At 67.9% G+C, this 26,230-nt stretch carries 24 protein-coding genes and 7 tRNA genes; 24 read left to right on the top strand and 7 right to left on the bottom strand.

Annotation, left to right across the window (positions count from 1 at the left end):
- Nucleotides 1–45: 45 nt before the first annotated feature.
- From WFH00_RS04385 to WFH00_RS04375, 3 genes are read left to right on the top strand one after another with little or no spacing between them, the layout of a single operon-like run.
- Nucleotides 46–1,311, top strand: coding sequence for an alpha/beta hydrolase family protein (locus tag WFH00_RS04385; RefSeq protein ID WP_336659408.1), 1,266 nt, complete (start codon nucleotides 46–48; stop codon nucleotides 1,309–1,311).
- 46 nt (nucleotides 1,312–1,357) lie between these two features.
- Nucleotides 1,358–2,422 carry a cell division protein ZapE gene (gene zapE / locus WFH00_RS04380; protein ID WP_336659407.1) on the top strand — a complete coding sequence of 355 codons (1,065 nt, stop codon included), beginning with the start codon at nucleotides 1,358–1,360 and terminating at the stop codon, nucleotides 2,420–2,422.
- Nucleotides 2,423–2,459: 37 nt separating this feature from the next.
- Nucleotides 2,460–3,077, top strand: coding sequence for a hypothetical protein (locus tag WFH00_RS04375; RefSeq protein ID WP_336659405.1), 618 nt, complete (start codon nucleotides 2,460–2,462; stop codon nucleotides 3,075–3,077).
- 149 nt (nucleotides 3,078–3,226) lie between these two features.
- Here WFH00_RS04375 and WFH00_RS04370 read toward each other — a convergent pair whose 3' ends face one another.
- Nucleotides 3,227–3,694 carry a VOC family protein gene (locus WFH00_RS04370; protein WP_336659404.1) on the bottom strand — a complete coding sequence of 156 codons (468 nt, stop codon included), beginning with the start codon at nucleotides 3,692–3,694 and terminating at the stop codon, nucleotides 3,227–3,229.
- 186 nt (nucleotides 3,695–3,880) lie between these two features.
- Here WFH00_RS04370 and WFH00_RS04365 point away from each other — a divergent pair, with 186 nt between their 5' ends.
- Nucleotides 3,881–4,669: an SDR family NAD(P)-dependent oxidoreductase gene (locus WFH00_RS04365; protein ID WP_336659403.1), complete on the top strand. Its 789-nt coding sequence runs from the start codon at nucleotides 3,881–3,883 to the stop codon at nucleotides 4,667–4,669.
- A 411-nt stretch (nucleotides 4,670–5,080) separates the two neighbouring features.
- On the opposite strand, the gene WFH00_RS04360 is transcribed toward WFH00_RS04365, so the two are convergent.
- Nucleotides 5,081–5,671 (bottom strand): TetR/AcrR family transcriptional regulator, encoded by a 591-nt coding sequence (locus tag WFH00_RS04360; protein ID WP_336659402.1) that lies wholly within the window; start codon nucleotides 5,669–5,671, stop codon nucleotides 5,081–5,083.
- Between the two features lie 73 nt (nucleotides 5,672–5,744).
- Between WFH00_RS04360 and WFH00_RS04355 the strand changes: the two genes are divergently transcribed.
- Nucleotides 5,745–6,743, top strand: a complete 999-nt coding sequence (locus tag WFH00_RS04355) for a quinone oxidoreductase family protein (protein ID WP_336659401.1) — start codon at nucleotides 5,745–5,747, stop codon at nucleotides 6,741–6,743.
- Nucleotides 6,744–7,023: 280 nt separating this feature from the next.
- Here the strand turns inward: WFH00_RS04355 and WFH00_RS04350 are convergent, their stop codons facing one another.
- The 4 genes from WFH00_RS04350 to WFH00_RS04335 form a co-directional block, all read right to left on the bottom strand.
- A complete protein-coding gene (locus WFH00_RS04350; RefSeq protein WP_336659400.1) occupies nucleotides 7,024–7,791 on the bottom strand; it encodes a hypothetical protein in 768 nt (255 codons plus the stop codon).
- A 303-nt stretch (nucleotides 7,792–8,094) separates the two neighbouring features.
- A tRNA-Val gene (locus WFH00_RS04345) sits at nucleotides 8,095–8,166 on the bottom strand.
- A 45-nt stretch (nucleotides 8,167–8,211) separates the two neighbouring features.
- Nucleotides 8,212–8,282: transfer RNA gene (locus tag WFH00_RS04340), tRNA-Cys, on the bottom strand.
- 41 nt (nucleotides 8,283–8,323) lie between these two features.
- A tRNA-Gly gene (locus tag WFH00_RS04335) sits at nucleotides 8,324–8,399 on the bottom strand.
- Nucleotides 8,400–8,563: 164 nt separating this feature from the next.
- Between WFH00_RS04335 and WFH00_RS04330 the strand changes: the two genes are divergently transcribed.
- The 7 genes from WFH00_RS04330 to ruvC all read left to right on the top strand — a co-directional run bounded on the left by WFH00_RS04330 (nucleotide 8,564) and on the right by ruvC (nucleotide 14,167).
- Complete coding sequence (locus WFH00_RS04330; RefSeq protein ID WP_336659399.1) at nucleotides 8,564–9,583, top strand: hypothetical protein; 1,020 nt, start codon at nucleotides 8,564–8,566, stop codon at nucleotides 9,581–9,583.
- A gap of 115 nt (nucleotides 9,584–9,698) precedes the next feature.
- Nucleotides 9,699–9,774 (top strand) — tRNA-Val (locus tag WFH00_RS04325).
- Between the two features lie 30 nt (nucleotides 9,775–9,804).
- Nucleotides 9,805–10,065 (top strand): PLDc N-terminal domain-containing protein, encoded by a 261-nt coding sequence (locus WFH00_RS04320; RefSeq protein ID WP_336659398.1) that lies wholly within the window; start codon nucleotides 9,805–9,807, stop codon nucleotides 10,063–10,065.
- An 80-nt stretch (nucleotides 10,066–10,145) separates the two neighbouring features.
- A complete protein-coding gene (thrS, locus tag WFH00_RS04315; RefSeq protein ID WP_336659397.1) occupies nucleotides 10,146–12,116 on the top strand; it encodes a threonine--tRNA ligase in 1,971 nt (656 codons plus the stop codon).
- Nucleotides 12,104–12,703 (top strand): HIT family protein, encoded by a 600-nt coding sequence (locus WFH00_RS04310; protein ID WP_336659396.1) that lies wholly within the window; start codon nucleotides 12,104–12,106, stop codon nucleotides 12,701–12,703. The genes thrS and WFH00_RS04310 overlap by 13 nt, the downstream gene beginning before the upstream one ends.
- 50 nt (nucleotides 12,704–12,753) lie before the next feature.
- Nucleotides 12,754–13,518: a YebC/PmpR family DNA-binding transcriptional regulator gene (locus tag WFH00_RS04305; protein ID WP_336659394.1), complete on the top strand. Its 765-nt coding sequence runs from the start codon at nucleotides 12,754–12,756 to the stop codon at nucleotides 13,516–13,518.
- A gap of 46 nt (nucleotides 13,519–13,564) precedes the next feature.
- A complete protein-coding gene (gene ruvC, locus WFH00_RS04300) occupies nucleotides 13,565–14,167 on the top strand; it encodes a crossover junction endodeoxyribonuclease RuvC (protein WP_336659393.1) in 603 nt (200 codons plus the stop codon).
- A 160-nt stretch (nucleotides 14,168–14,327) separates the two neighbouring features.
- On the opposite strand, the gene WFH00_RS04295 is transcribed toward ruvC, so the two are convergent.
- The gene (locus WFH00_RS04295) at nucleotides 14,328–15,065 is read right to left on the bottom strand and encodes a trimeric intracellular cation channel family protein (RefSeq protein ID WP_336659739.1); all 738 of its coding nucleotides are present in this window, start codon (nucleotides 15,063–15,065) and stop codon (nucleotides 14,328–14,330) included.
- 248 nt (nucleotides 15,066–15,313) lie between these two features.
- Here WFH00_RS04295 and recO point away from each other — a divergent pair, with 248 nt between their 5' ends.
- From recO to WFH00_RS04235, 12 genes are all read left to right on the top strand, one after another.
- Nucleotides 15,314–16,036 carry a DNA repair protein RecO gene (gene recO / locus WFH00_RS04290; RefSeq protein WP_336659392.1) on the top strand — a complete coding sequence of 241 codons (723 nt, stop codon included), beginning with the start codon at nucleotides 15,314–15,316 and terminating at the stop codon, nucleotides 16,034–16,036.
- A 135-nt stretch (nucleotides 16,037–16,171) separates the two neighbouring features.
- Nucleotides 16,172–16,957, top strand: coding sequence for an isoprenyl transferase (locus WFH00_RS04285; RefSeq protein WP_336659391.1), 786 nt, complete (start codon nucleotides 16,172–16,174; stop codon nucleotides 16,955–16,957).
- 20 nt (nucleotides 16,958–16,977) lie between these two features.
- Nucleotides 16,978–18,198, top strand: a complete 1,221-nt coding sequence (dusB, locus tag WFH00_RS04280) for a tRNA dihydrouridine synthase DusB (RefSeq protein ID WP_336659390.1) — start codon at nucleotides 16,978–16,980, stop codon at nucleotides 18,196–18,198.
- A complete protein-coding gene (locus WFH00_RS04275; protein WP_336659389.1) occupies nucleotides 18,143–19,468 on the top strand; it encodes a deoxyguanosinetriphosphate triphosphohydrolase in 1,326 nt (441 codons plus the stop codon). Before dusB ends, WFH00_RS04275 begins: the two co-directional genes overlap by 56 nt.
- Before the next feature lie 165 nt (nucleotides 19,469–19,633).
- On the top strand, nucleotides 19,634–21,643 hold the full coding sequence (gene dnaG, locus WFH00_RS04270; protein ID WP_336659388.1) for a DNA primase: 2,010 nt from the start codon (nucleotides 19,634–19,636) through the stop codon (nucleotides 21,641–21,643).
- A gap of 84 nt (nucleotides 21,644–21,727) precedes the next feature.
- Entirely contained in the window at nucleotides 21,728–22,576 is an 849-nt protein-coding gene (locus WFH00_RS04265) for an ABC transporter ATP-binding protein (protein ID WP_336659387.1), read from the top strand.
- A 107-nt stretch (nucleotides 22,577–22,683) separates the two neighbouring features.
- Nucleotides 22,684–22,756, top strand: a tRNA-Asn gene (locus tag WFH00_RS04260).
- 86 nt (nucleotides 22,757–22,842) lie between these two features.
- Nucleotides 22,843–23,421 carry a gamma carbonic anhydrase family protein gene (locus WFH00_RS04255; protein WP_336659386.1) on the top strand — a complete coding sequence of 193 codons (579 nt, stop codon included), beginning with the start codon at nucleotides 22,843–22,845 and terminating at the stop codon, nucleotides 23,419–23,421.
- Between the two features lie 75 nt (nucleotides 23,422–23,496).
- Nucleotides 23,497–23,567: transfer RNA gene (locus WFH00_RS04250), tRNA-Gly, on the top strand.
- A 264-nt stretch (nucleotides 23,568–23,831) separates the two neighbouring features.
- Nucleotides 23,832–23,909, top strand: a tRNA-Pro gene (locus WFH00_RS04245).
- A gap of 56 nt (nucleotides 23,910–23,965) precedes the next feature.
- Entirely contained in the window at nucleotides 23,966–25,483 is a 1,518-nt protein-coding gene (gene tig / locus WFH00_RS04240; RefSeq protein ID WP_336659385.1) for a trigger factor, read from the top strand.
- Nucleotides 25,484–25,616: 133 nt separating this feature from the next.
- On the top strand, nucleotides 25,617–26,213 hold the full coding sequence (locus WFH00_RS04235; RefSeq protein WP_336659384.1) for an ATP-dependent Clp protease proteolytic subunit: 597 nt from the start codon (nucleotides 25,617–25,619) through the stop codon (nucleotides 26,211–26,213).
- Nucleotides 26,214–26,230 lie beyond the last annotated feature (17 nt).

Here is a 26,230-nt window from a genome sequence, read left to right as displayed (position 1 = left end):
TGACGCACAGGTGCCACGCCGGGGAACGCGCGAACGCAGGAGGGAATGGCGCAGATGCCGCAGGGGAGCCGAAGGTCGACGCGCGACGGGGGAGCCGGGCGCCGGATCGCGTGGGCTGCGGGCGTGAGCGCGCTCACGGGCGCGGCGGCGGTCGGCGCAGCGGCGGCCACGCTCGGAGGTGTGGCGCTGGCGCGGCGCGCGGTGACGCCGACGGCGGTACCCGAGAACCCGCTCGAGGTGCTCGAGGTCACGCGCGACGGCGCGAAACGTCGTTCGAAGAACAGCGGGGGCGGATCGCAGCGCGCACTCGGCACCATCCGACTGCGCGGCGTCGACGCCGACCTGCCGGGTCAGTTCTCTCTGCTGTTCGACGGCACCGCCGGGCACGCGAGGATCGGCGAAGTGCTGAAGCACCGCGGCGACGTGACGCTGCGCGAGCTCGTCTCGGTCGAACGCGGCGATCTGCAACCCGGCGCACGCGCCCGCATCACGGGGTGGTGGTACACCGAGCCCGAGGAGCTCGGGTACCGCACCGAGCACATCACCTACCCGACCGAGCTCGGGGAGGCCGAGGCGTGGATCATCTCCCCGCGCAGGCGCCGGAAGCACCGCTGGGCCGTGCACGTGCACGGGCGCGGTGCGCTTCCCGCGGAGACGCTGCGGGGCGTGAGTTCGCTCGCGCGGAGTGGGGTGACGAGCCTCGTGATCAGTTATCGCAACGATCCCGGCGCGCCTTCCGGGGAGGGCGGCCGCTATGGCGTCGGCTTCTCTGAAAGCCGGGACGTGGACGCGGCGATCGCGGAGGCGCTGCGGCGCGGGGCGGAGCGCGCCACCCTGGTGGGGTGGTCGATGGGCGGCACCGCCTGCCTCGTTGCGGCGACGCGCGGCACGCATCGAGGCGTGATCGATGGCCTGATCCTCGATTCTCCCGCCGTCGACTGGGACGCGCTCCTCCGCTACCACGCAGCCGCGGCCTCGGCGCCCGATGCCATCGCGCGGCTCGGCGTGAGCCTGCTCACTCGAGGGTGGGTGCGGGGCGGGGAGGCCGGCGGGTTGCCGATCGGCGAGCTGCACCCCGAAACATTCGCCCGTGCGCTCGACGTGCCCGTGCTGATCCACGCGAGTCGCGGCGACACGTACGTGCCCTCGACGGGGGCCGAACGGCTCGCGGCGCTGCGCCCCGATCTCGTGCACCTTCGCCTGCACCCGACCGCCGAGCACGTGCGCATCTGGAACGTCGATCGCGAACGCTGGGAGCGGGCGACGCGCACCTTCGCTCGAGCGCTGCCGCACCCGCCCTGGCGCGGATAGTCGCGTGCTTCGCGGCGCGCGGTCGCGCGCGGGTAGACTACCGCTGATGTCCTCAGACTCCCAGCACAGCAGCGCCCGTCTCGTCGACCGGCGGCCCACGATCACCGGCACCGAGCTCGTTGCGACGCTCGTGCCCCCGCCGCAGTTCGACCGCGCGTCGTTCGACTCGTACCGGCCCGACCCGAACTACCCCTCGCAGGAAGAGGCGCGTGAACTGCTGCGCGCCTTCGCGGCCCCCGCACCGACGGTGTCTCGCGGTGGCCTCTTCGGCTTCGGCCGCAAGAAGAGCCCCGACCCCGCGGCGAACACGCCGACAAAGCCGGGCGTCTACCTCGACGGCGGCTTCGGCGTCGGCAAGACACACCTGCTCGCCGCGACCTGGCACGCGACGACCGGGCGCAAGTACTTCGGCACGTTCATCGAATACACCGCACTCGTCGGCGCGCTTGGCTATAACGGCGCCGTGAGCGTGCTCCAGGGCGCGCGCCTCATCTGCATCGACGAGTTCGAGCTCGACGATCCAGGCGACACGATGCTGATGACGCGGTTGATCGGCGACCTCACCGCCTCAGGCACGAAGTTCGTCGCGACCTCGAACACGCCGCCGAATGCTCTCGGCGAGGGGCGGTTCGCAGCGGCGGACTTCCTGCGCGAGATTCAGGCGATGGCTGACCGCTTCCAGACGATCCGCATCGATGGTGTTGACTACCGCCAGCGCGATCTCGAGGGCGAAGCGGTCGCCCTCAGCGACGACCAGTACCTTTTCGCACTGGCGGATGTCGCATCTTCGCACGAGCGCATGACCGACGACGGATTCTCCGAACTCATCGAGCACCTCGCGACCGTGCACCCCTCGAGCTACAGCGGCCTGCTCTCGGGTGTGCAGTGCATTGGCCTCCGCGACGTGCACGAACTCACGGACCAGTCGTCGGCGCTTCGCTTCGTCGCGTTCATCGACCGCGTCTACGATGCCCAGATCCCGATCCGCGCGACCGGCACCCCGCTCACGTCGATCTTCGGCGGCGGCATGCTCGACGGCGGCTACCGCAAGAAGTACCTCCGCTGCATGTCGCGCCTGAACGCGCTGACCGCGAGCGAGATCGAGCGGTAGTGTTCGGCGGCGAGGCTGCCCCTCGGCGGGGTGCGTGGTGAGCGCTCGGCGATCCGCCCCCGCCTGGGCGCGCCTGCTCGGCGGGGTCGCCCGATCCGTGGCCTCGTCGCTGCGCGGCGGTCAGGATCCGCGGCAGAGCGGCGGCGGTCACGCGCGTCGCTCCGGCGGGGCGGCGGATCGCGGTCGGGTCGCGCTTCCGCGCGTCGACGCGCCCGAGCGCCTCGAGGGCACTGAGAGCCCAGGCCGCTTCGGACCGGCGGCGACGCGCGATCTCACGGCCGCCGAGATCCGCTCGCTGCGCCCGAGTTACAGCCCGAGCACTGACGGCGACCCCGACCCCGGTGAGGTCGTCTGGACGTGGGTGCCGTATGAGGAGCACGACGGCCGCGGCAAGGACCGGCCGGTGCTCATCATCGCGCGGATCGACGACGAAGCCGTTGCGGGCTGCGCGCTCAGTACGAAGGAGCACGCGGGCTTCGTCTCCGTCGGGTCGGGTGCGTGGGACTCGCAGGGGCGCGAGAGCTTCCTCTCGCCGGAGCGGGTGCTGCGCGTCTCGAACGACGGCATGCGCCGCGAGGGTCACGTGCTCGGGCGGCAGCGCTTCGCCGCGGCGGTCGCGGTGGTCGCGCGCATGCACGGCTTTCGGGCCGAGTAGGGTCGCTGCGGCCGGGGCGGATCCTTCGCCTCGCACGGGATTCGCGCTTCGCTCCGGGTTCGCGCCTGCCGTAGCTCGCGGGTGCGCTCAGCGGACGGTGCAGAACGGGTGGCCGACGGGGTTCGCGCTCGGTGCATCGCGCGGGTACCTCACCGGACGGTGCAGAACGGATGACCGACCGGGTCGCGGTACACGCGGAACGTGTCGTGCGACTCGAGGTGCTCTGCACCGATCGCGAGCAGCGCGTTGTGGGCCGCCTCGAGGTCCTCGACGGCGACGTCGAGGTGGACCTGCTGATCGCCGTCGTCACCCGGCCAGACGGGTGCGATGTATCCCGGCGACTCCTGGAAGGCGAGCTGCGCTCCCGGCCCGTCCGAGACGAGGTCGACCCAGTCGTCGCCGTCGGCCGTGACACTGCCGCCGAGGATCTTGCGGTAGAACTCGGCGAGCGCCGCCGGATCCGGGCAGTCGAGCACGACGCTGTGGAGGGTCGCGATGGGCTGCTCGGTCCCGGCGCTCGGCGATGCTGCAGCGCTGGGTGTCGCTGCGGCGGTGGCTGACGTTGCAGCGCTGGGTGACGTTGCGGCGTAGGGGGAGTCCGATGCGGTTGTCGACATGTTGAGCTCCTTTGCTCGGGGGCCGTGTGGTATTTCAGTGTGGTGTTCCAGTGTGCCGTGCGCGACCGGCCGCGGCAACGGTGCGCTAGCGTGGGCCATGCCGATCCGCCGCGATCGTCTGCCGGCTCGCGCTCGACGTGCGCAAACCGGGCATCATCACCTCCCGAGCCATCGAAACGAGCCTCCATGCACCCGAGTTCCGACGCCCCTGACCGCGCGCCGCGCGTCGCCCTCGTCACCGGGGCGGGGAGCCCGAGCGGCATCGGCTTCGCGGCGGCCCGCGCGCTCGCGGAGGCGGGTCTGCGCGTCGTCATCGCGGCCACGACGGCCCGCATCGAGGATCGGGCTGCCGAGCTCCGGGCACTGGGCGCCGAGGTGCGTGCGGTCGTCGGCGACCTGACGGACCCGGGAGAGGCGAAGCGCATTGTAGACACGGCGGTGTCCGCGTTCGGTCGACTCGACGTGCTCGTCAACAACGCGGGGATGACGTCAGTGAGCGACCCGGAGCAGCCCGCCGCGATCGGGGAGATCTCGGACGCGCAGTGGAGTGCTGCGCTACGGCGGAACCTCGACACGATGCTGTTCGTCACGCGCGCGGCTACGCCGGCGCTGATCGCGAGCGGATCGGGGCGTGTCGTGAACGTCTCTTCGCTATCTGGGCCCGTCACTGCATACGCGGGCGACGTGGCGTATCACGCGGCGAAGGCCGGTGCGGTGGGGCTGACCCGAGCTGCCGCGATCGACCTCGCGCCGCACGGGGTGTGCGTGAACGCGGTGGCGCCCGGCTGGATCGAGACGGGCTCGTCGACGCCGCACGAGATCCGCATGGGGGAGGCGACCCCGCTCGGCCGCCCCGGCACGCCCGACGAGGTGGCGAGCCTGATCGCGTTCCTCGCGAGCCCCGGCGCCTCCTACGTCACGGGCCAGGCACTTGTTGTCGACGGGGGCAACTCGATCATGGAGGACCGCGGCTGACGCTGTGCTGGCGCTTCGCGTCGAGGTTGCGCCCGCGCTTCTGCACCAGGTTGGGCCCGCGCTTCCGCCTCATCACCTGATCGAGCTCCAGCAGACCGAATGGCCCTCAATCCACTCTGATGAGGCAAAATCTACTGCTGACGCCCGCTATATCGAAGCGTGCTCACTCCAAGATGTATGTTCGAGAAGCCATCGGCCGAGTCCTGGATTACGTGGCAGCAGGTTATGGTGTGGTGGCGCAGCCCCTCATTCTGTTGCCTGGTCGGCCCTCGACTTTGCTGAAGGAGCTGCTGAGACTAGAGATCATCCTGCTCGTTCCGAAGCGCGAGGCTGAGTTGTCACTTTCACAAAGGACCGTTTTCGGCAAGGGTGCTGTTCTAGACCGAACTCGCGCCGGAATTCGCACAGTTGTTAGTGAGGGGTGAGGATCATGTGAGCGGCTTCTTTTGCTACCCGCATGGGATCCTCGAAAGAGTGAGTGCCAAGCGTCACCAGCGCACCCTCCAGAATGAGCAGGAGATGTTTGCCCGTCTCGTCGGGTCGCGCCATACCCGCCTCGGTGCATAGATCAACAAAGCTACGGAGCATCCATCGTTTCTGCTCCATCACTTCTCTCACCACCAGGTGCTCTTGCACCTCCGGACCTTCTTCTGCGCGGGCATTCACTGCGCTGCAGCCTTTCAGGGAACGCCCGGTGTACCAGGTATCAGCGGCATCAAACACTGCGAGTATGCGCTCTGTGCCGGGGATCGGATGCGAGCGAAGTTCGATACTGAGCGCTAGACGCCACTGGTCTTCACGGCGCCTCAGATACGCGAGCACCAGTTGCTCTTTCGAACCAAAACGGTCGTACAACGTTTTCTTGGTGACACCAGACTCGGCCACGATCCGGTCAACACCAACTGCGTGTATGCCGTATGCGTAAAAGAGTTCTGACGCTGTGGCGAGGATCTTTTCGGCGGCGGGCGTCAGGGCACTCGATGGTGAAGCTATCGCGTTCATGTACGAATTCTCCCACCTATACTGACCTGTATAGTTGCTTTCGACTTATGCCGGGGAAGTTGCAAAGGAGTGCATGTTGGAATTGCGCATGAATGCTGTCGTTGTCAGTGAGCCGGGTGGCCCCGACATGCTCCAGATTCAAGAAGTGAATCGCCCAAAGCCCGAGTCGCACCAGGTACTCGTCAGGGTTGAACTCGCAGGGGTGAACTATCTGGACGTCATGCAGCGATCCGGTGGAACTGGTCGCGAGGTGCCTTTCATTGCTGGCGTAGAGGGTATGGGGATCGTGACCGCACGTGGTGACGGCGTCGCGGACATCGCAGTAGGGCAGCGTGTAGGTTGGATGGCCGGATCGCAGGGTAGCTTTGCTGAATACACGACCGTTGATGAGAGCAAAGCCGTTGTAATCCCGGATTCGTTGAGTGATGCGACTGCGGTTTCGTCTCTCATGCAAGGGATTACCGCTCAGTACCTCGTCAACGAGACGTATCCAGTGATCAAGAGCGATGTTGCTGTGGTCCACGCCGCAGCTGGCGGTGTAGGAAGGCTCCTCTTGCAAATGGCGAAGCTGCGCGGCGCAACCGTGATCGGCACGACTTCCACAAAGGAGAAATCACGTTTTATTCGAGAACTCGGCGCAGATTATGTGTTCGGATACGACGACTTTGACACCCGAACAAAAGAGGTGACAGACGGCTTAGGCGCCAGTGTCGTTTTTGACGGCGTGGGAGAAACCACATTCTCGCGGAGCCTTGCGGCCCTGCGAATTCGCGGCACGCTCGTCGTGACCGGCGCCGCCAGTGGCCCTGTGCCACCGCTTGATGTGAATGGGTTGAACACCGGCGGATCGCTGTACCTCACTCGCCCCACTGTCGCGCACCATATTCGCACCAAATCAGAGATCCAGCGCAGAGCCGGTGAAGTGTTTAAACTGCTCGAAACCGGGAAACTACACCTAGGGGATGCGACCGAATACCCCATCGCTCAAGTCCAGGATGCTTTTACAGCGTTGGAGGATCGACAGACCACGGGCAAGCTGATTCTTCGGGTAGCGGGCGGTTTTACCCAGTAATGACGAAGACCATTCGCGGCACAATCGCGGTGCTCGGCGCCCTGCTGACCGATCGAAGCAAAATTGGGACGGCCTCGCTATGGCGCTACTAAGGTGTCGAGATATCAACATCATGATTTCCAGCGCGGACGCGGATCCTGCGCAGGTCGAAGCAACTCGCGCTGACGGTACATCGGTTGAGCCAACGGAGAGCGCTTGAGTGCGGGACCCTCAAGAAGCGAGACCGACCGCGACGGCGTAACCGACGTTCGTTGGGCTGGCCAAGACTCGCCCTGTCCGTCTACTCCGAAGCGTCGCGCTCTTCCACACCTTCCAGCAATTCGGAGAGGGCGTTCGGTGTCGCGCCAGAAGCCTCCGCAAGTTCGCCGAAGCGGGCGTCGGTGGCCGCCTGCTGGGCGTCGTCAGCGTGCTCGAAGAGCGAAAGGTACTCCGTGTCGCCACCCGTTTCTTCGACTGACTGCACGCGGATAAGCCAGCAGGTTACATCCGGAGTGGTACCCGCTCGGACCTCCCACGCGATTGCAAGCGCACCGATGCAAACGGTATTGGCATCGAGGAGATCGGTGGCCGTGGCGTCGTCCTGCACGAGCGCCAATTCGAAAAGATCGGCCATCGTGTGCGTGGGTGAGATACTCGCGTCGCTCGAAAGGAACTCGTCCGCGACCTCGCGGTGCTCGTCGCAAAGGAACCGGGCGGCGAGCCATGTCATCGCCGGATCCTCGAGTTCTGATATTTCGGTCGCGCTATCCGCTCGAGTGCAAGCGTCGAGCCCCATACTCACCACGGTCTCTCGAACCGTCGGGTCAGCATCGTCCCACGCTGTCGGCTCGACGGAAGCCCAGGAGGATGAAGGGTCGACGCTTGCCACCATCGGGACCATGAGCATCGCATTGTCGAAGAACTGCTGCTGCGCGACTGCGTTTCCGCGGTCATCCGCAGCATGGGATTCGGCCAAAGCGCCCGAAGAACCCTCGTCCACAAGAAGACTCGGCATCAGGCCGCACCCGCTCACGAGCAGGGATCCGGCAATCGCTGCGCTGGCGGTCAACGCCGACCGTGTGCGCCGTGATCGTGACATCGACATTGCCAATCTCCCCACTCTTCCGTGATCCTCAACGGAAGAAGACCCCGGAAAACCTTCTGGTCTGCCTCCTGCATATTATCGTGGGAACTTTCTTCAGTTGAGCGATCACGGAAAGCTCGGTTCGAGAGAATTCTGCGCTGCTTAGGATCGAACCAGCGCGAGAATCTCACTGCGAAGGCATCGCGTTCGCGATTCTCGCGACGTCACTGCGTTCCATCCCAGCATCGCGCACACGAAAAAAGCCCCTCCGAAGAGGGGCTTTTGTAGTGCGCGATACTGGGATCGAACCAGTGACCTCTTCCGTGTCAGGGAAGCGCGCTACCGCTGCGCCAATCGCGCCTAAGTACCAGATAGTTCAGTATCAGGCTATTCAATTATCAGGCGAGGTGGCGACGGGATTCGAACCCGTGTATACGGCTTTGCAGGCCGCTGCCTCGCCTCTCGGCCACGCCACCGTAGTGGTTGCTACCACAAGCGGCCGAGCAAGCTCGGCCACTGGAGCGGATGACGAGACTCGAACTCGCGACCCTCACCTTGGCAAGGTGATGCGCTACCAACTGCGCTACATCCGCATTTCGCCGCGTTTCCGCGACCTGTTTAACTATAGGGAAGCTCCCCCGGGGGTGCAAATCAGGCCGCTCATCCCGGGCGTGCCGCTCCGAACTTCCGCGAAATCATGCGGCGGAATGGTGATCAGCCCTACCCAGCAAGGCATCCTCGCGGATACTGTGGTTGCATGTCCAAGGGCGCGGGGGCGACGGTGAGGCGGTGGGTTGGGTTCGCCGCGTTTCTCGTCGTCGTCGCACTCGCAGTCACGGCGATGATGCACCGTCAGGAGCTGAAGGACCGTTTCGCGACCATCGGGTACGAGGCGAGCCCCCGAATCGCGGAACTCGCGACGGACCTCGATCTCACGAGCGCTGGGCATCGGATATTCCTTGCGACGCACCCGACGGTGGATGGCAGCCAGCACTTCAACGATCAGTGCGCGGACGTCGATCACTCGGAAGAGGGGCACGTGCTCGGCTGCTACACGAAGGATCGGATCCACCTGTTCGACGTACGGGACGAGCGCGTGAGTGGCATCGTCGAGGTGACCGCGGCACACGAGCTGCTGCACGCGGCCTTCGCCCGCCTGGGGGAGGGCGACCGCGCGCTCCTGTCCGCGCGCCTCCGCGATGTCTACGACGAGCTGGCACCGAACAACCCGCAGCTCGCGGAGCGCATGGAAGTCTACGAGCACCTGTCGGACGCGGCGTTCGCGAACGAGCTGCACTCCGTGCTCGGCACCGAGGTGCAGGAGCTCCCGGACTGGCTCGAGCAGCACTACGCGCAGTGGTTCGATGATCGCGGTGCCCTGGTCGACGCGTTCGATCGCTACCACACGGTCTTCGACGACCTGCAGGATCAGGCGGAGGCGCTTGAGGCCGAAATGACATCGCTGCGGAAGGATGTCGAGCGGCGAAAAGCCGAGTACGACGAAGACGTCGCTCAGTTCAATGCGGACGCGAGCGCATTCACGAAGCGCCTCGACGCCGCCGAGTTCGCTGACGATCCCGATGGTCTCGCTGCAACATCGGCGGACTTGGAGGCGCGCCGCGACGCCCTCGAGGCGAGTCTCACCGATCTGCACGAAGATATCGACCATTACAACGAGCTGCGGGACCATCTCCAGTCACTCAGCGAGGTGAGCGCTGAACTCGACGAGCAGCTCGACAGCGAGCTCGCACCGATTACGACACGCCCGGATGGGTAGGTGATCCGCCGCGGAATCTCGGGGGACTCGGGCCCGCGCGCCGACGCTCTCCGGGGGCCGTGTATGATTTTCGAGGTTGGCACGGATCGGTCCCGAGGATCGCTTCGCTGCACACGGGCGATTGGCGCAGTTGGTAGCGCGCTTCCTTCACACGGAAGAGGTCATCAGTTCGAGTCTGGTATCGCCCACCACCTCCTCTCACTCTCGTAAGGCTGATGCGCATGTCGAACGCACTGAGCGTCGCAGCGCTCGTGTCGCCGGCGCTGACCGCCGCCGATGTCGTTCCGGTGATCCCGGTGATTGCCGCCCTGACGCACGCGGTGCTCGGACTTCTCGCGATCCTCTCGCTCGCGAAATTCGAGAAGCAGCTCACCTGGCCGAAAATGACGCTCTGGATACTCTTCATCGCGATGATCCCGCTCATCGGCGGCATCGTCTGGTTCGCGTTCGGGCGACGCAGCTTTGTCGGAGGGACGCAGTAGGATCGAACGGTGATCGGCGCTCAGCTGATCCCGCGTCTCGCACGCGCCCGAACCGACCTCCACAGTGAAGGAGCTCACCCGTGGCCGATGGCTTCTCCCGTTTCACCGATCGCTCGATCGTCGCGATGCGCGTCGATGGCGAATTGCGCGACCTCGCGGCGGAGATCCCGGAGACGGCGACGGTCGAGCCCGTCACGATCGACTCTGAGGACGGGCTGGCGATCCTGCGTCACTCCGCGGCCCACGTGCTCGCGCAGTCGGTGCAGCGCGTCAACCCCGAAACCAAGCTCGGCATCGGCCCGCCCATCACCGACGGCTTCTACTACGACTTCGACCCGGCCGCGCCCTTCACTCCTGACGATCTCAAGGTGCTCGAGAAGGAGATGCAGAAGATCGTCAAGCAGGGCCAGCGCTTCGTGCGACGCGTCGTCACTGAGGACGAGGCGCGGGCTGAGCTCGCGGATGAGCCGTACAAGCTCGAGCTGATCGGGCTGAAGGGCGGGGCGGATCAGGGCGACTCCGGCGAGCAGGTAGAAGTCGGTGGCGCCGAGCTCACCATCTACGACAACGTCGACCCGAAGACCGGCGAGCTCTGCTGGAAGGATCTGTGCCGCGGCCCGCACGTGCCGAACACTCGCATGCTCGGCAACGGGTGGGCGCTCATGCGCTCGGCCGGCGCGTACTGGCGCGGCAGCGAGAAGAACCCGATGCTGCAGCGCATCTACGGCACGGCGTGGCCCACGAAGGACGAGCTGCGCGCGTACCAGACCCGGCTCGAGGAGGCGGCGAAGCGCGACCACCGCAAGCTCGGTGTGGAACTCGACCTCTTCAGCTTCCCCGACGAGATCGGCTCGGGTCTCGCGGTGTTCCACCCGAAGGGTGGCATCATCCGCCACGAGATCGAGTCGTTCATGCGCTCGGAGCTGCTGAAGAACGGCTACGAGGTCGTGAACAGCCCGCACATCACTAAGGGCACGCTGTTCGAGACGAGCCAGCACCTGAACTGGTACAAGGACGGCATGTTCCCGGCGATGCACCTCGATGCGGTTGAGGATACCGCGACAGGCGAGGTCGTGAAGCCCGGCCAGGACTACTACCTGAAGCCGATGAACTGCCCGTTCCACAACCTGATCTTCCGCGCCCGCGCCCGCAGCTACCGCGAGCTCCCGCTCCGACTCGCGGAGTTCGGCACCGTCTACCGCTACGAGAAGAGCGGCACGCTCTCCGGGCTCACGCGCGTGCGCGGCCTGACGCAGGACGACGCGCACATCTACGTGACCGACGACCAGGTGAAGGACGAGATCAAGCGTCAGCTCGAGTTCGTCTTCGCGACGCTCCGTGCGTACGGTCTCGACGACTTCTATCTCGAGCTGTCGACGCGGGATCCCGAGAAGTCGGTCGGCACCGACGAGCAGTGGGAGATCGCGACCGAAACGCTGCGCCAGGTGGGCGAGGAGTCGGGCCTCGAGCTCGTCGCGGACCCGGGCGGCGCGGCTTTCTACGGTCCGAAGATCTCGGTTCAGGCGCGCGACGCGATCGGCCGCACCTGGCAGCTCTCGACCGTGCAGCTCGACTTCAACCAGCCCGAGCTGTTCGAGCTCGAGTACGCGGCGGCCGACGGCACGCGCAAGCAGCCCGTCATGATCCACCGGGCACTCCTCGGTTCGGTCGAGCGCTTCTTCGCGATCCTGCTCGAGCACTATGCGGGAGCGTTCCCGGTGTGGCTCTCGCCCGTGCAGGTCGTCGGCATCCCCGTCGCCGATCAGTACGGCGAGTACCTCGACGGCGTCATCGCCCAGCTGCGCGAGCAGGGGGTGCGCGCGGAGGTCGACCACGGCGACGACCGCATGCCCAAGAAGATTCGCACGCATACCAAGGCGAAGATCCCGTTCCAGCTCATCGCGGGCGAGGAGGATCGCGCGGCCGGTGCCGTCAGCTTCCGCTTCCGTGACGGCACCCAGCTGAACGGGGTGCCCGTTGCGGACGCGATCGAGCGCATCACGCGCGCGATCCGCTCGCACGAACAGGTCTCGACCGCATGGGACGAGTAGCGGGCGCGGCGGATCCGGGCACGCCTGCCGACCGCGGCGCGGGTGCGTCGTTCGAGCCGTACGGGGAGAGCGCGGCGACCGGAGTGACGGACGAGCTGCAGCGCCTGTGGGTGCCGCACCGCATGGTCTACGTCTCGGATCACTCGCAGCCGCAGGAACACGACTGCCCCTTCTGCGCGTCGCCTGCGCGCGACGACGCCGACGCGCTGATCGTGGCGCGGGGAGCGCACGCGTATGTGCTGCTCAACCTGTTCCCGTACAACAGCGGCCACCTGCTCGTGTGCCCGTACCGTCACATCTCGACCTACGACGAGGCGAACGACGACGAGGTCGCCGAGATCGGCGCACTCACGCAGACGGCGATGCGCGTCGCCCGCGAGGTGCTGCACTGCGACGGCTTCAACATCGGCATGAACCAGGGCGAAGTCGCGGGCGCCGGCATCGCAGCCCATCTCCACCAGCACGTGGTGCCGCGCTGGAAGTCGGACGCGAATTTCTTCCCGATCATCGCGAAGACGAAGGCCATGCCGCAGTTGCTCGGCGAGGTGCGCGAACTCTTCGCGGCCGCATGGCCAGCGCAACCCTAGACTGATCCATCGAACCATCCCTTTTCCAACACGATTACAGAGGAGCTCCCGTGTCAGGACACTCCAAGTGGGCGACGACCAAGCACAAGAAGGCCGTCATCGACGCGAAGCGAGCCAAGGCGTTCGCGAAGTACATCAAGAACATTGAGGTCGCGGCCCGCATCGGTGGCGCTGACCTCGCGGGCAACCCGACGCTCGTCGACGCCGTGCAGAAGGCGAAGAAGAACTCCGTTCCTGGCGACAACATCGATCGCGCCATCAAGCGCGGTGCCGGGCTCGACGGTGACGCGGTCGAGTACTCGACGATCATCTACGAAGGCTACGGCCCAAACGGTGTCGCGCTCATGATCGAGTGTCTGACCGACAACAAGAACCGCGCCGCCGCCGAGGTGCGCACCGCGCTGAGTCGCAACGGCGGTTCGCTGGCGGATCCCGGGAGCGTTGCCTACAACTTCGCGCGCAAGGGTGTCATCACCGTACCCGCGGAGGGCACGACTGAGGACGACGTGCTCACGGCCGTGCTCGACGCGGGCGTCGAGGAGGTCAACCCGGCGCCGAACGGTGAGACCTTCGAGGTCGTCACCGACCCGTCTGACCTCGTGGCGGCGCGCACCGCGCTCGTCGACGCCGGGATCGACTACGACTCGGCCGACGCCGAGTTCGTGCCGAACCTGAAGGTCGAGGTCGACGCCGACACCGCACGTAAGGTCTTCCGCCTCATCGACGCGCTCGAAGACAGCGACGACGTGCAGAACGTGTTCTCGAACTTCGACCTCACCGCAGAGGTGCAGGCGGAGCTCGAAGCAGACGAGTGACCCGGCACGCGGGGGCGACCCGCCCGCCCGCCGGGCTCGGTGATCGATGACGCGCATCATCGGTATCGACCCCGGCCTGACCCGTTGCGGCATCGGCGTGGTGTCGACGTCGGGTGGTCGGCGTGTGACGTTCGAGCACGTTGAGGTGCTGGGGAGCCCGGCGAGCGCCGAGCTCCCGGCGCGCCTGCACCAGCTGGGCTCCGCGATCGAGCGCCTGCTCGACGGCGAGAAGCCCGCCGCGATCGCGCTCGAGCGCGTGTTCGCGCAGCAGAACCTCCCGAGCGTGATGGGCGTCGCCCAGATCAGCGGCGTCGTGATGTTCCTGGCCGAGCGCCGCGGCATCCCGGTGGCGTTGTACACGCCGAACGAGGTGAAGGCCCAAGTCACGGGCTACGGCAGCGCCGACAAAGCGCAGGTCACGACGATGGTGACGCGGCTCCTCGGTCTCGCGGCCCCACCGAAGCCCGCCGACGCGGCCGACGCGCTCGCACTCGCGATCACGCACGCGTGGCATGTGTCGCGGGGCGGATCGGCCGACCGCTCGTCTCACGGGCGCGCACCGACGGGGGAGACGCCTGCCCAGCGCGCGTGGCGCGAGGCAGAGGCGAAGCTCGGTCGCAGGCGCAGCGGCCCTGACGGGCGCAACTAGCGCCTGTCTGGCGCCGCACTCCCGCGCCGGTGCGCCGCTTGCGATGCTCGGTCGGCCGCCTCGCCCGTCGGACAATGGATCACCCGTCGTGCGGGCCGACACGCCGTGAATCGATCCGCACGGGCGGCTTTCCACTGCACGACGGGCGTGCCAAGTGCGGCTACTCCGCGGCACGAGGCGGGGGATCGCCCGCCTCGTCTTCGGGCAGCGTGATCGGCAGCGTGAGGGTGCCTGTCTGCAGCGCCACCTCGATCGCCTGCTCGACCTGGCGCTGGCGACGCAACCGGATGCGGCTGAGCGCCCGCTGCTCGGGGAGGCTCCACCCGAAGCGCACGGCGAGCAGCCGCACGAGCGCCGTCACGATCGCGCACACGACGCCGGCGGTGATCACAGGCACACCGAAGGCGAGCAGCGCCGTGAGCACGATGACTCCGACGAGGCTCGCCACTGCGTAAAGCGAGCCGACGTGCATGAGCGCGATCGGAATGTTGAGCATGAGGTCGCGCAGCACGCCCCCTCCCACCGCGGACACCGTGCCGATGAAGAGCGCGGGCACCACCGGCATGCCGAGCGCGAGCGCCTTCGTCGTGCCGATCGCCCCGAACATGCCGATGCTGACGGCGTCGAGCGCGGTGATCACGGGGTCGGCCTTCACGAGCAATCGCTGGAGCAGCATGCCGATGAACGCCGCGCCCGTCGCGGCGATGAGGTACCAGTTGTTCGAGAACGCGGCGGGCGTGGTGCCGAGGAACACATCGCGGAGAAAGCCGCCGCCCACGCCCGAGAAGATGCCGATGATCGCGACGCCGAGCAGGTCGATGCGCTTGAAGCCCGCAGCGAAGAGCGCGCCCTGCAGGCTTCCCACCGCCACCGCGGCGAGGTCCGCGTAGAGCGGCATGCGGAACGTCTCGTCGATCACCGCACCATTCTCGCGCACGCGGGTGAGCGCGTTCCAGGTGCGGTGCGCGCCGCCCGCTACGCAACCACGCCCATCAAGCAGTCGAAAGCCCCAGGTGCGGAGCGACACGCCGCGGATCGACCCGCGCGACGAGCGATCCACTGTCTGACGGGCGCTCGCGTTCAGCCGTCCGCGGACGAGACCGCCGCCCACGGCCACCCGAGCGCCCCCTGCGCGATACTTGAAGCGTGCCCCTGTACCGCGAACAAGGTGTCGTGATCCGCACCCAGAAGCTGGGTGAGGCCGACCGCATCGTTACGCTGCTCGCGCAGCAGCGCGGGTTGCTGCGCGCCGTCGCGAAGGGCGTGCGCCGCACCTCGTCGAAGTTCGGCGCACGGCTCGAGCCGTTCATGGTCGCCGACCTCCAGTGCTACGAGGGCCGCAGCCTCGACACGATCACGCAGGCCGTGACGCTCGGCGCCTACGGCCCGCCGATCAGCGCGGACTATGACCGATATCGCGCGGGCAGCGTGATCGTCGAGACCGCCGAACGCCTCGCCGAGGGTGACCCGTCGCGGGAACTCTACGCGCTGCTCGTCGGCGCGCTCCGCACACTCGCTGCCGGAAAGCTACCGCCCGAGCTCGTGCGCGACGGCTACCTGCTCCGAGCGCTGTCGATCGCGGGCTGGACCCCGGGCTTCACCGACTGCGTGCGGTGCGGTGCCCCCGGCCCGCACACCGCGGTCGCGGTTCAGCTCGGCGGCGTCGTGTGCGAGGCGTGCCGCATCCCAGGGTCGCCCCGCCTCGATCCCGGCAGCATCGAGCTGCTCCAAGCGCTCCTCGCGGGTGACTGGGATCGCTCGGTCGACACGAGCGAGCGGGAGCGGGGCCAGGCGGCCGGGATCGCGGCCGCGTACACGCAGTTCCACCTCGAGCGCGGGCTGCGCTCGTTCAGCGCGCCCCGGGCGTAACGCTACGCAGCGCGCCTGACGACTGCGCAGGAACGGCGCTCAGCGATCCGCCGGCAGCCCGCCCCGCGCCTGAGCGCTGCGCAGGAACGGCGCTTCGCGATCCGCCCGCCCCTCGGCCGCCCTACACTGGCAGGCATGCACCAAGCGCCCTCGACGCTCGTGCCGGTCGACTGGACCGGCGAGCATCCGCCGAAGTTCGCGGGCCCCGCCCCGAAGCACGTCGCGATTGTGATGGACGGCAACGGGCGATGGGCGAACCGACGAGGGCTGCCCCGCGTCGAGGGGCACCGCATGGGGGAGCAGGCGCTGCTCGACGTGGTCGCCGGCGCGATCCAGGCGGGCGTGGGCCACCTCAGCGTCTACGCGTTCTCGACGGAGAACTGGCGGCGCTCACCCGACGAGGTGCGCTTTCTCATGGGCTTCAACCGCGACGTGCTGCGCCGCCGCCGCGCCCAGCTCGACTCCTGGAACGTCCGGATGCGCTGGGCGGGCCGCCGGCCGAAGCTGTGGGGCTCCGTGATCAGCGAGCTGCAGGCGTCGGAACGCGCGACCGCCACAAACACCGGCCTGACCCTGACCATGTGCGTCAACTACGGTGGCCGCAACGAGATCACCGACGCCGTGCGCGCCATTGCCGCCGACGTCAAAGCGGGCCGGCTCTCCCCGAACGGCATCACCGAGCGCACGATCGAGCGGCACCTCTACGTGCCCGAGCTGCCCGACGTCGACCTGTTCCTCCGCAGCTCGGGGGAGCAGCGCACCAGCAACTTCATGCTGTGGCAGTCGGCCTACGCCGAGATGGTGTTCCTCGACACCCTGTGGCCCGACTTCGGCCGCAAGGAGCTGTGGGAGGCGATCCGCATCTACCACGAGCGCGATCGTCGCTTCGGGGGCGCAGTCGACACGCCCACCGGATCCTGATCTGCGAGAATAGTCGGGATATGACTTCCCAGACTCTCGATCCCGCAGCGCCACCGCGCGGCGCGGCCCAGCCGCAGCCCAGCCTTCGCATCGGATCGCTCGAACTCGCCGTGCCCGTCGTGCTCGCGCCGATGGCCGGCATCACGAACACCGCCTTCCGACGGCTGTGCCGCGAATACGGCGCCGGCCTGTACGTGAGCGAGATGATCACGAGCCGCGCCCTCGTCGAGCGCACTCCCGCATCGCTCCGCCTCATCAAGCACCACGAGAGCGAGACGCCCCGGTCGATCCAGCTCTACGGCGTCGACCCGAAGACGGTTTCGGAGGCCGTGCGGTTCCTCGTCGACCAAGATCTCGCCGACCACATCGACCTGAACTTCGGTTGCCCGGTTCCCAAGGTCACCCGCAAGGGCGGCGGATCCGCGCTGCCGTGGAAGAGCGACCTGTTCAGGGCGATCGTCGAGGGTGCCGTCCGGGCCGCGGGCGATATTCCGCTCACGGTGAAGATGCGCAAGGGCATCGATGAGGATCACCTGACGTACCTCGACGCGGCGCGTGCCGCTGAGGGCGCGGGGGTCGCCGCGATCGCGCTGCACGGGCGCACCGCGAACCAGTTCTACTCGGGTCACGCCGACTGGAACTCGATCGCGACGCTCAAGGAGACGATCACGAGCGTGCCGGTGCTCGGCAATGGCGACATCTGGGCGGCGCAGGACGCGATCCGCATGGTGCGCGAGACGGGCTGCGACGGCGTCGTGGTCGGCCGCGGCTGCCTCGGGCGGCCCTGGCTGTTCGGCGACCTCGCTGCGGCGTTCCGCGCCGAGGCCGGCGAGATCTCGTTGGAGGAGGCGGAGGACGCAATCGCGAAGCCGCCGCTCGGCTTCGTCATGGACGCGATGCGCCGCCACACCGAGTTGCTCGTGGAGTTCTACGACGATGACGAGCCGCACGCGTGCCGCGACATCCGCAAGCACGTCGCCTGGTACTTCAAGGGCTACGGCGTCGGTGGCGACACCCGCCGCGCCCTGGCCGCGGTCGAGTCGCTCGAGCAGATGGACGAAATCTTCGCGACGATGGACGCCTCGCTGCCGTACCCCGGAGAGGGCGCGGAGGGGCAGCGCGGGCGGGCGGGCAGCCCGAAGCGCGTCGTACTGCCGGATCGCTGGCTCGAGAGCCGCACGAGCGATGGAATCGACTACGCCGACCTCGCTGAGGCCGAGCGAGACGACTCCGGTGGGTGAGCGAGGCTCGCTCGCGCAGCCGAGCCTCCCCGCGGGCTACGGCCCGGCGGACGCCGAGCGACTCGTACCCGAAACCCACGGCGGCGGGCGCAGCGATTTCGCGCGCGACCGCGCCCGCGTGCTCCACTCGAGCGGCTGGCGCCGGCTCGCCGCGAAGACGCAGGTGCTCAGCCCCACCGCGGGCATCGACTTCGCGCGCAACCGGCTGACGCACTCGCTCGAGGTCGCGCAGATCGGGCGCGAGCTCGCGGTGGCGTTGCACCTCGCCCAGGATGTTGTCGACACGGCGTGCCTCGCGCACGACCTCGGGCACCCGCCGTTCGGGCACAACGGTGAGCGCGCCCTGAACGATTGGGCCGCCGACGCGGGCGGCTTCGAGGGCAACGCGCAGACCCTGCGCGTGCTCGCGCGGCTCGAGCCGAAGCGCTTTACCGACGCGGGAGAGAGCGTGGGGCTGAACCTCACCCGCGCGACGCTCGATGCGAGCTGCAAGTACCCGTGGAGCCTCGAGGAGGCCGAGCCCGGGAGCGCGAAGTTCGGCTACTTCGCCGACGACGAGCCGGTCTTCGCGTGGCTGCGGCGGGGCGCGCCCGACCGCCTGAAGTGCGCCGAAGCGCAGGCGATGGACCTCTCGGACGACGTCGCCTACTCCGTGCACGACTTCGAGGACGCCGTGGTGAGCGGCTTCATCGATCCCGAGATTCTGACGTCGAGGTCGGGTCACGACTCGCTGATCCGCGACGTCTCCGAGTGGGCTGGTGGATCGTTCACGAGCGACGAACTCGGCGCGGCGTACGACCGGATCGCCGAGACGCCGAACTGGCTGACGCGCTGGGATGGTACCCGCGCGCACCAGGCGCAGCTGAAGAACTTCACGAGCGACATGATCGGCCACTTCGCGCGCGGTTCGATCGCAGCGACGCTCGAGGAGGCCGACGGCGCGCCGCTCGCGCGCTACGGGGCCGCGATCATCGTGCCCCGCGAGATCCGCGCGGAGATCGCGGTGCTCAAGGGGATCGTCGCCGCGTTCGTCATGGCGAGTGGGCGTCGCCAGCCGACGTACCGCCGGCAGCGCGAACTGCTCGAGGAGCTGCTCGAGGTGCTGTGGGAGTCGGGGGAGAGCGAGCTCGAACCGGCGTTCGCCGCGGACTTCCGCGCCGCGGGCGATGACGCGGGGCGCAAGCGCGCGGTTGTGGATCAGGTCGCCTCGCTCACCGACCAGTCGGCGATCGCGTGGCACAAGCGCCTCTGCGACGTCCCGCTCGTCTGACGCGCCGCAGCGCCCGCGCCCCCACCCCGCCCGCCCCTGGGATCGGGGTAACTTTCGTAGCGTGTCGGCGCAACTCCGCCCTCGACACGCGCAGCAACTTACCCCGATCCCAAGGGTGCGGAGGGTGGGGACGGACGGGCCGCCCGCGGCAGTAGACTCTCGCTCATGGCAGGCCGGATCCGCGCGAGCGACATCGAAGAGGTGAAGCGCCGCACGAATCTGGCCGAGCTGGTCGGCGACTACGTCACGCTGAAGAACGCGGGCGCCGACTCGATGAAGGGGCTCTGCCCGTTCCACGATGAGCGCAGCCCGAGCTTCCACGTGCGACCCGTGCTCGGCTACTTCCACTGCTTCGGTTGCGGCGAGTCGGGTGACGCCTTCACCTTCCTGCAGCGCATGGACCACCTCACCTTCACCGAGACGGTCGAGCGCCTTGCCGCCCGCGCCCACTACGTCCTCACCTACGAGGAGGGCTCGTTCACCCGCGAAGACGGCCCGAACCGCGCGCGCCTGCTCGCCGCGAACCAGGTGGCCGCCGCGTTCTTCATCGAGCAGCTCGCGAGCGAGGAGGCCGCGGTCGCGAGGGAGTTCCTCGCGGGGCGCGGTTTCGACGCGGCGGCGTGCGAGCGCTTCGGAGTCGGCTACGGCCCGCGCGGCTGGGACGGCATGACGGGCCACCTGCGCGCGAAGGGCTACACCCCGCAGGAACTCGTGCAGTCGGGGCTCGCCTCCGAGGGCCAGCGCGGCGCGTACGACCGGTTCCGAGGTCGAATCGTGTGGCCGATCCGCGACACCAGCGGCCAGACGCTCGGCTTCGGCGCCCGCAAGCTCTATGACGACGACAACGGCCCGAAGTACTTGAATACGCCCGAGACGCCGGTCTACCACAAGTCGCAGGTGCTCTACGGGCTCGACCTCGCGAAGAAGGCGATCTCGCGCGGCAAGCGAGCGGTCGTCGTCGAGGGCTACACCGACGTGATGGCGTGCCACCTCGCGGGGGTCGACACCGCGGTCGCGACCTGTGGCACCGCGTTCGGCAAGGACCACATCGCCGTGCTCCGCCGCATCATGGGCGATGACTCCGCGGCCGAGGTCGTGTTCACCTTCGACCCCGATGAGGCCGGGCAGAAGGCCGCGCTCCGCGCCTTCGCCGAGGAGAAGCGCTTCACGGCCCAAACGTACGTCGCGGTCGCACCCGAGGGGCTCGATCCCTCGGACCTCCGTCAGCACCGCGGCGACGAGGCCGTCCGCGAGCTCTTCACCCGCAAGGTGCCGCTCTTCGAGTTCGCGCTGCGCCAGTCCATCGCGCGCTTCGACCTCAACAGCGTCGAGGGACGCGTGTCGGCGCTCCGCGAGGCCGCGCCGATCATCGCGGAGATCAAGGATCCCTCGATCCGCCCGGGCTACGCACGCGAGCTCGCCCGCATGCTCGGCGTCGAGCTCGGCGAGGTGCAGCACGCGGTGCGCGGTGCGGAGGCGGCGAAGCGCGGGCAGCAGGGGCGGCCCGGAGCGGGGCAGCAGTCCGGCCAGCAGCGCGCGGCCGGCCCGCAGGTGGGATACGGCGCTCGGCAGACGGCGGGTCCGCAGAGGCCCGCGGCGCAGAACGGTGCGGATCGCTTCGGGCCGCGGCCCGAAGCCGGTGCGCCGACCGACCCCTGGCAGGGAGGTGGAGACACGCTCGGTGATCCGCCCACCGCGAGAAGGATCGGCCTTTCCACTCTGCGGAATGCCCCCACGACCCGGCTCGAGCGGGACGCGCTCATGGCAATGCTGCAGCAGCCGGAGGGTGTCGGCACCGACCTCATGCACCAGGCGGTCACGGCACAGGTGTGGGATCCCGAGTTGCGCGTCGTGCGCGACGCGATGGCCGCTGCACTGCCGGCGCTCGGCGCGCCGGGCTGGCTCGAGGCCGTGCTCGGCGCGACACCGGAAACCCACCAGGGCCTCATCCGCGAGCTCGCGATGGTGCCGATTCCCGAGCGGCGCGTCGAGCACCTCGTCGCGTACGCTCGCGGCGTCGTCGTGTCCCTCCTCGACCGCGATCTCGTCGAGCTGAAGCGCGAACTCCTCGCGCGCCACCAGCGCATCGGCGATCCATCGGACGCGGCCGCTCGCCGCATTCAGCAGCAGCTCGCGGCGCTCGAGGCGGCGCGACGGAGCCTGCGGGAGGAGTAGCCGAGGGCCGCGCGTCCCGAAGCCGCGCCGAGCATGCCCTAGGCTTCCAAGAGCCCTGCACGCGAACACCGAGGAGCCTCCAGGATGCCCCACCCCGTCATCGAAGCCGATCCGGCGATTCACGCTTCCGATCTCTCGCTGTCGTACCCGGCCCACGCGGGCGGCCGTCAGTTCGAGGCCGTCGAGGGCATCAGCTTCGACGTGGCGCGCGGCGAAGTCGTCGCGCTGCTCGGCGAGAGCGGATCCGGCAAGTCAACCCTCGCGAAGTTCCTCGCGGGCCGCGGCCGCGACGCGCGAGACAAGGCGTCCCGCATCCACTTCAGCGGTGGCGAAGCGAGCGTGCTCGGGGTCCCCATGCAGGGCGTCGGGCGGCGCACACGGGCCCGCCTTACCGCGCACGTCGGCCACCTCTCGCAAGACGCGGGCGCGACGCTCTCTCCCGAGCTCAACGTCGGTGACATCCTCTTCGAACCGATCACCGAGCGCACCAAGCGCTTCGACCGCGGGTCGCTCGGGGAGCGCATCGCTGAGATGATGGACATCGTCGCACTGCCGCTCGCGAAGCTGCAGGAGTACCCGTACGAACTCTCGAAGGGCCAGCGCCAGAGAGTCGCGGTGATCCGCTCGCTCATGCTCGACCCGACGCTGCTCATCGTCGACGAACCGACGCTCGGAGTCGATGCCAATAACCGCCCGAAGATCGTGGAACTGCTGCGCTGGTACCGCGAACGCACGAACGCGAGCATGTTGCTCATCAGCCACGACATCGGCATGCTCGAGGCGCTCGTGCAGGAGGTGCTCGTCATGCAGCAGGGGCGTCTCGTCGGCCGCGGCGACATCAACGAGATCTTCCGGGATGCGGATCACGGCTACGTGCAGCGGCTCGCCCAGGCGCTGCGGGCGACCGCCTACGACGAGGTCGCCGACGAGTAGCGCGCGGCGGGCAATTCGGGGGAGCGCCCGCGAGAATCGCCCGGGTCCGGCCGATTTGCACTGCTCGAATGGCCCTTGCTAACCTTATGGGGTTGCTGAGGCAATGATCCCCTGTAGCTCAGTTGGCAGAGCGCTTGACTGTTAATCAGGATGTCGCTGGTTCGAGCCCAGCCGGGGGAGCGAGCAAAGCCCTTACCATTTCGGTAGGGGCTTTTTCGTTGCGTCCGCGGCTCGATGCGCGGTGCGCCCTCTGATCGGAGGAATCAATGGTGGATCGCGAGAGCAGCACGCCTACGCCGCCGACGGCCTGTGACGCGCACGGACGCGTGATCGCGGTGCCCGCATACGGCGCGCCCGAGATCGACGCGAGCGCGTGGATCGCGCCCGGCGCGGTCGTCGTCGGCAACGTGCGCATCGGAGCCGATACGAGCATCTGGTACAACGCCGTGGTGCGCGGCGACTCCGACGCCGTGCGCATCGGGGCCCGCTCGAACATTCAGGACGGCGCGGTCGTGCACACGCAGCGCGGGGACGCCGCCGTGATCGGCGACGACGTGTCGGTCGGGCACCTCGCGGTCGTGCACGGCGCGACCGTCGAGAACGGATGCCTGATCGGCATGCACTCCACTGTGCTCACCGGCGCGGTCGTGGGCGAGGGAAGCCTCGTCGCCGCCGGTGCCGTCGTGCCGCAGGGGATGGTCGTGCCACCCCACTCGCTCGTCGTCGGCGTACCCGGCCGCGTCGTACGTGAACTCCGCGACGACGATCGCGAAGCCGTGCGCCTCAACTCCGAGCGCTACCTCACCACCACGCAGCACCATCGCGACGCGACACGCGACGACTGACCATCGGTTCGTGCGAGCGAGCCGCATGCAGTATGCTCGACGAGGTGCTTCGGCACCACGCGCTGCGAGCAGCTCGGGGATGTAGCTCAATGGTAGAGCCTCAGTCTTCCAAACTGATTACGCGGGTTCGATTCCCGTCATCCCCTCCGAAAAACAGCCCCTGGCCCTTGGCCGGGGGCTGTCTTCGTCGGGGACGACGGGAATCTTTGAGAACCCGGAACTGGCGGCGCAGAGCGCCACCAGCGGCGTGGCCGTGCAACGCGATGCGTTGCTTCGAACGGCCGGCCGGGGTTCGATTCCCTCCAGCCCGCCACTCCCGGGGGTGGGCGGGTGCCGGTGGGGGCGCGCATCGGCTAGACTTGCTCGGGTTGTGCGCGTTCGCGCGCCTGCACACGGGACACCCGGTTCACCGGGGCGTAGCTCAGCTTGGCTAGAGCGCCCGCTTTGGGAGCGGGAGGTCGCAGGTTCGAATCCTGTCGCCCCGACCAGGGTCCGCCGGCCCGAAACCGGCATCCGACAGACATTCCGATGATGAGAGGCCAAATTGCCGAAGACGACAGCTGAGAAGCTCACTGCCACCCGCGCCAAGCTGAGCGTGGAGGTCACGCTCGACGAGCTGGAGCCCTACCTCAAGCAGGCGTACAAGACCATCGCTGAGCAGGTCTCCATCCCCGGCTTCCGCAAGGGCAAGGTTCCCGCGCCGATCATCGATCAGCGCATCGGCCGCGAGGCCGTCGTGCAGGAGGCCGTGAACGCCTCGCTCGACGACTTCTACCAGGCCGCACTCGCAGAGGCCGACGAGCAGCCGATGGGCCGCCCCACGGCCGACGTCGAGCAGTGGCCCGATGCCAAAGATCCCAAGAGCACGCTCGTTCTCGTCTTCGAGGTCGAGGTCCGCCCCGACTTCACCCTCCCGAAGTACGACGGCATGAAGCTCACCGTCGACAACGTCGAGGTTGATGAGGACGCCGTCGAGGCGGAGATGACCAAGCTGCGCGAGCGCTTCGGCACCCTCGTCACCGTCGACCGCCCCGCCAAGAACGGCGATTTCGTCGAGCTCGACCTCACCGCCCGCATCGACGGCAACGAGGTCGACCAGGCGAGCGGCGTCTCCTACGAGGTCGGCGCGGGCAACCTGCTCGCCGGCACCGACGAGGCGATCGAGACTCTCACCGCGGGTGAGACCACGACCTTCACCTCGCAGCTGCTCGGCGGCGAGTACGAGGGCCAGGACGCCGAGGTCGAGGTCACGCTGACCGCCGTCAAGGAGCGCGAGCTGCCCGAGGCCGACGACGAGTTCGCACAGCTCGCGAGCGAGTTCGACACCATCGACGAGCTCCGCGAGAGCCTCAAGGAGCAGGCGTCGAAGGCTTCGGTCTTCGCGCAGGGCCAGCAGGCTCGCGACCTCTTCACCTCCACCCTCATCGAGCAGGCCGGTATCCCGGTCTCCGAGGAGCTCGTTGAGGAAGAGGTGCACCGCCACCTCGAGAGCGAAGGACGTCTCGAGGACGACGAGCACCGCGCCGAGGTCCGCAAGTCGGCCGAGGAGCAAATCCAGATGCAGCTCCTGCTCGACGCGATCGTCGAGGCGGAGGGCGTGACGCCCACGCAGAACGAGCTCTCGCAGTACATCTTCCAGTCGGCTCAGCAGTACGGCATGGAGCCCACCCAGTTCCTCCAGGCGATCAGCCAGGGCAACCAGATGGGCGTCATTCTCGGCGAGGTCACCCGCAACAAGGCACTCGCCGTCGCGCTCGCCAAGGCTGAGGTCGTCGACCAGGCCGGCAACCGCGTCGACCTGAGCGAGTTCACGGCGGTCGACTCCGACGACGAGTCGGGCGACGAGAGCGGCGCCGACGAGAACGCTGCCGAGGCGCCCGAGACCGAGGCTTCCGCGAAGAAGGCGCCCGCCAAGAAGGCCGCCGCCAAGAAGACCGAGTCCGACGACGCCGCTTCCGACGAGGAGGCCAAGAAGGCCGCTCGCTCGGCCGCAGCGAAGAAGGCCGCAGCCACTCGCGCGGCGAAAAAGGCCGCTGCAGAGGCTGAAGAGGCCGGCAAGTAACGGTCTTCCACGCACCGCGATCCCTCGTTTCCCAGTGAAGCGGGGGATCGCGGCGTTTCATCCCCATGCGCCCACGGCGAACAGAGCGAACGGGCGACGAGCGAATCGGTACGCTCGAATCAAGCAACTACGAATGGAGCGCCGCATGGCTGAACAGACGCCACCGAACAGCGTGTTCGAGCGATTGCTGAAGGATCGCATCATCTGGCTCGGGTCGGAGGTGCGCGACGACAACGCGAATGAGATCTGCGCGAAGATCCTGCTGCTCGCCGCTGAGGATCCGGAAGCGGACATCTACCTCTACATCAACTCGCCCGGTGGCTCGATCACGGCCGGCATGGCGATCTACGACACGATGTCGTTCGTCCCCAATGACATCGTCACGGTCGGTATCGGCATGGCAGCGTCCATGGGCCAGTTCCTCCTCACCGCCGGCACCCGCGGCAAGCGCTACATCACGCCGAACGCGCGCGTGCTGCTGCACCAGCCGCACGGCGGCTTCGGCGGTACCGCGAGCGACATCCAGACGCAGGCGCAGCTCATCACGTCGATGAAGAATCGCCTGGCGGAGATCACCGCCGCGCAGACCGGCAAGAGCGTTGAGCAGATCAACGAGGACGGTGACCGCGATCGCTGGTTCACCGCCGACGAGGCGCTCGAGTACGGCTTCGTCGACTTCATCCGCGATTCGGCCGCCGACGTCGTCGGTGGCGGCGGAACCAGCAAGTAACGTCACGGACAGGAAGC

Origin of the sequence: Leucobacter sp. USHLN153 (assembly GCF_037145615.1) — a bacterium.
Classification (GTDB): Bacteria; Actinomycetota; Actinomycetes; order Actinomycetales; family Microbacteriaceae; genus Leucobacter.
The sequence above is the reverse complement of the archived record's forward strand: the minus strand, read 5'-3'. Positions and strand labels throughout refer to the sequence as shown.

Coding starts and splice junctions, on each gene's coding strand:
- WFH00_RS04385 (WP_336659408.1), top strand. CDS start 46: ATGGCGCAGATGCCGCAGGGGAGCCGAAGGTCGACGCGCGACGGGGGA.
- zapE (WP_336659407.1), top strand. CDS start 1,358: ATGTCCTCAGACTCCCAGCACAGCAGCGCCCGTCTCGTCGACCGGCGG.
- WFH00_RS04370 (WP_336659404.1), bottom strand. CDS start 3,694: ATGTCGACAACCGCATCGGACTCCCCCTACGCCGCAACGTCACCCAGC.
- WFH00_RS04365 (WP_336659403.1), top strand. CDS start 3,881: ATGCACCCGAGTTCCGACGCCCCTGACCGCGCGCCGCGCGTCGCCCTC.
- WFH00_RS04360 (WP_336659402.1), bottom strand. CDS start 5,671: ATGAACGCGATAGCTTCACCATCGAGTGCCCTGACGCCCGCCGCCGAA.
- WFH00_RS04355 (WP_336659401.1), top strand. CDS start 5,745: ATGTTGGAATTGCGCATGAATGCTGTCGTTGTCAGTGAGCCGGGTGGC.
- WFH00_RS04330 (WP_336659399.1), top strand. CDS start 8,564: ATGTCCAAGGGCGCGGGGGCGACGGTGAGGCGGTGGGTTGGGTTCGCC.
- WFH00_RS04320 (WP_336659398.1), top strand. CDS start 9,805: ATGTCGAACGCACTGAGCGTCGCAGCGCTCGTGTCGCCGGCGCTGACC.
- WFH00_RS04310 (WP_336659396.1), top strand. CDS start 12,104: ATGGGACGAGTAGCGGGCGCGGCGGATCCGGGCACGCCTGCCGACCGC.
- ruvC (WP_336659393.1), top strand. CDS start 13,565: ATGACGCGCATCATCGGTATCGACCCCGGCCTGACCCGTTGCGGCATC.
- WFH00_RS04295 (WP_336659739.1), bottom strand. CDS start 15,065: ATGCCGCTCTACGCGGACCTCGCCGCGGTGGCGGTGGGAAGCCTGCAG.
- WFH00_RS04285 (WP_336659391.1), top strand. CDS start 16,172: ATGCACCAAGCGCCCTCGACGCTCGTGCCGGTCGACTGGACCGGCGAG.
- dusB (WP_336659390.1), top strand. CDS start 16,978: ATGACTTCCCAGACTCTCGATCCCGCAGCGCCACCGCGCGGCGCGGCC.
- WFH00_RS04275 (WP_336659389.1), top strand. CDS start 18,143: ATGGAATCGACTACGCCGACCTCGCTGAGGCCGAGCGAGACGACTCCG.
- dnaG (WP_336659388.1), top strand. CDS start 19,634: ATGGCAGGCCGGATCCGCGCGAGCGACATCGAAGAGGTGAAGCGCCGC.
- WFH00_RS04265 (WP_336659387.1), top strand. CDS start 21,728: ATGCCCCACCCCGTCATCGAAGCCGATCCGGCGATTCACGCTTCCGAT.
- WFH00_RS04255 (WP_336659386.1), top strand. CDS start 22,843: ATGGTGGATCGCGAGAGCAGCACGCCTACGCCGCCGACGGCCTGTGAC.
- WFH00_RS04235 (WP_336659384.1), top strand. CDS start 25,617: ATGGAGCGCCGCATGGCTGAACAGACGCCACCGAACAGCGTGTTCGAG.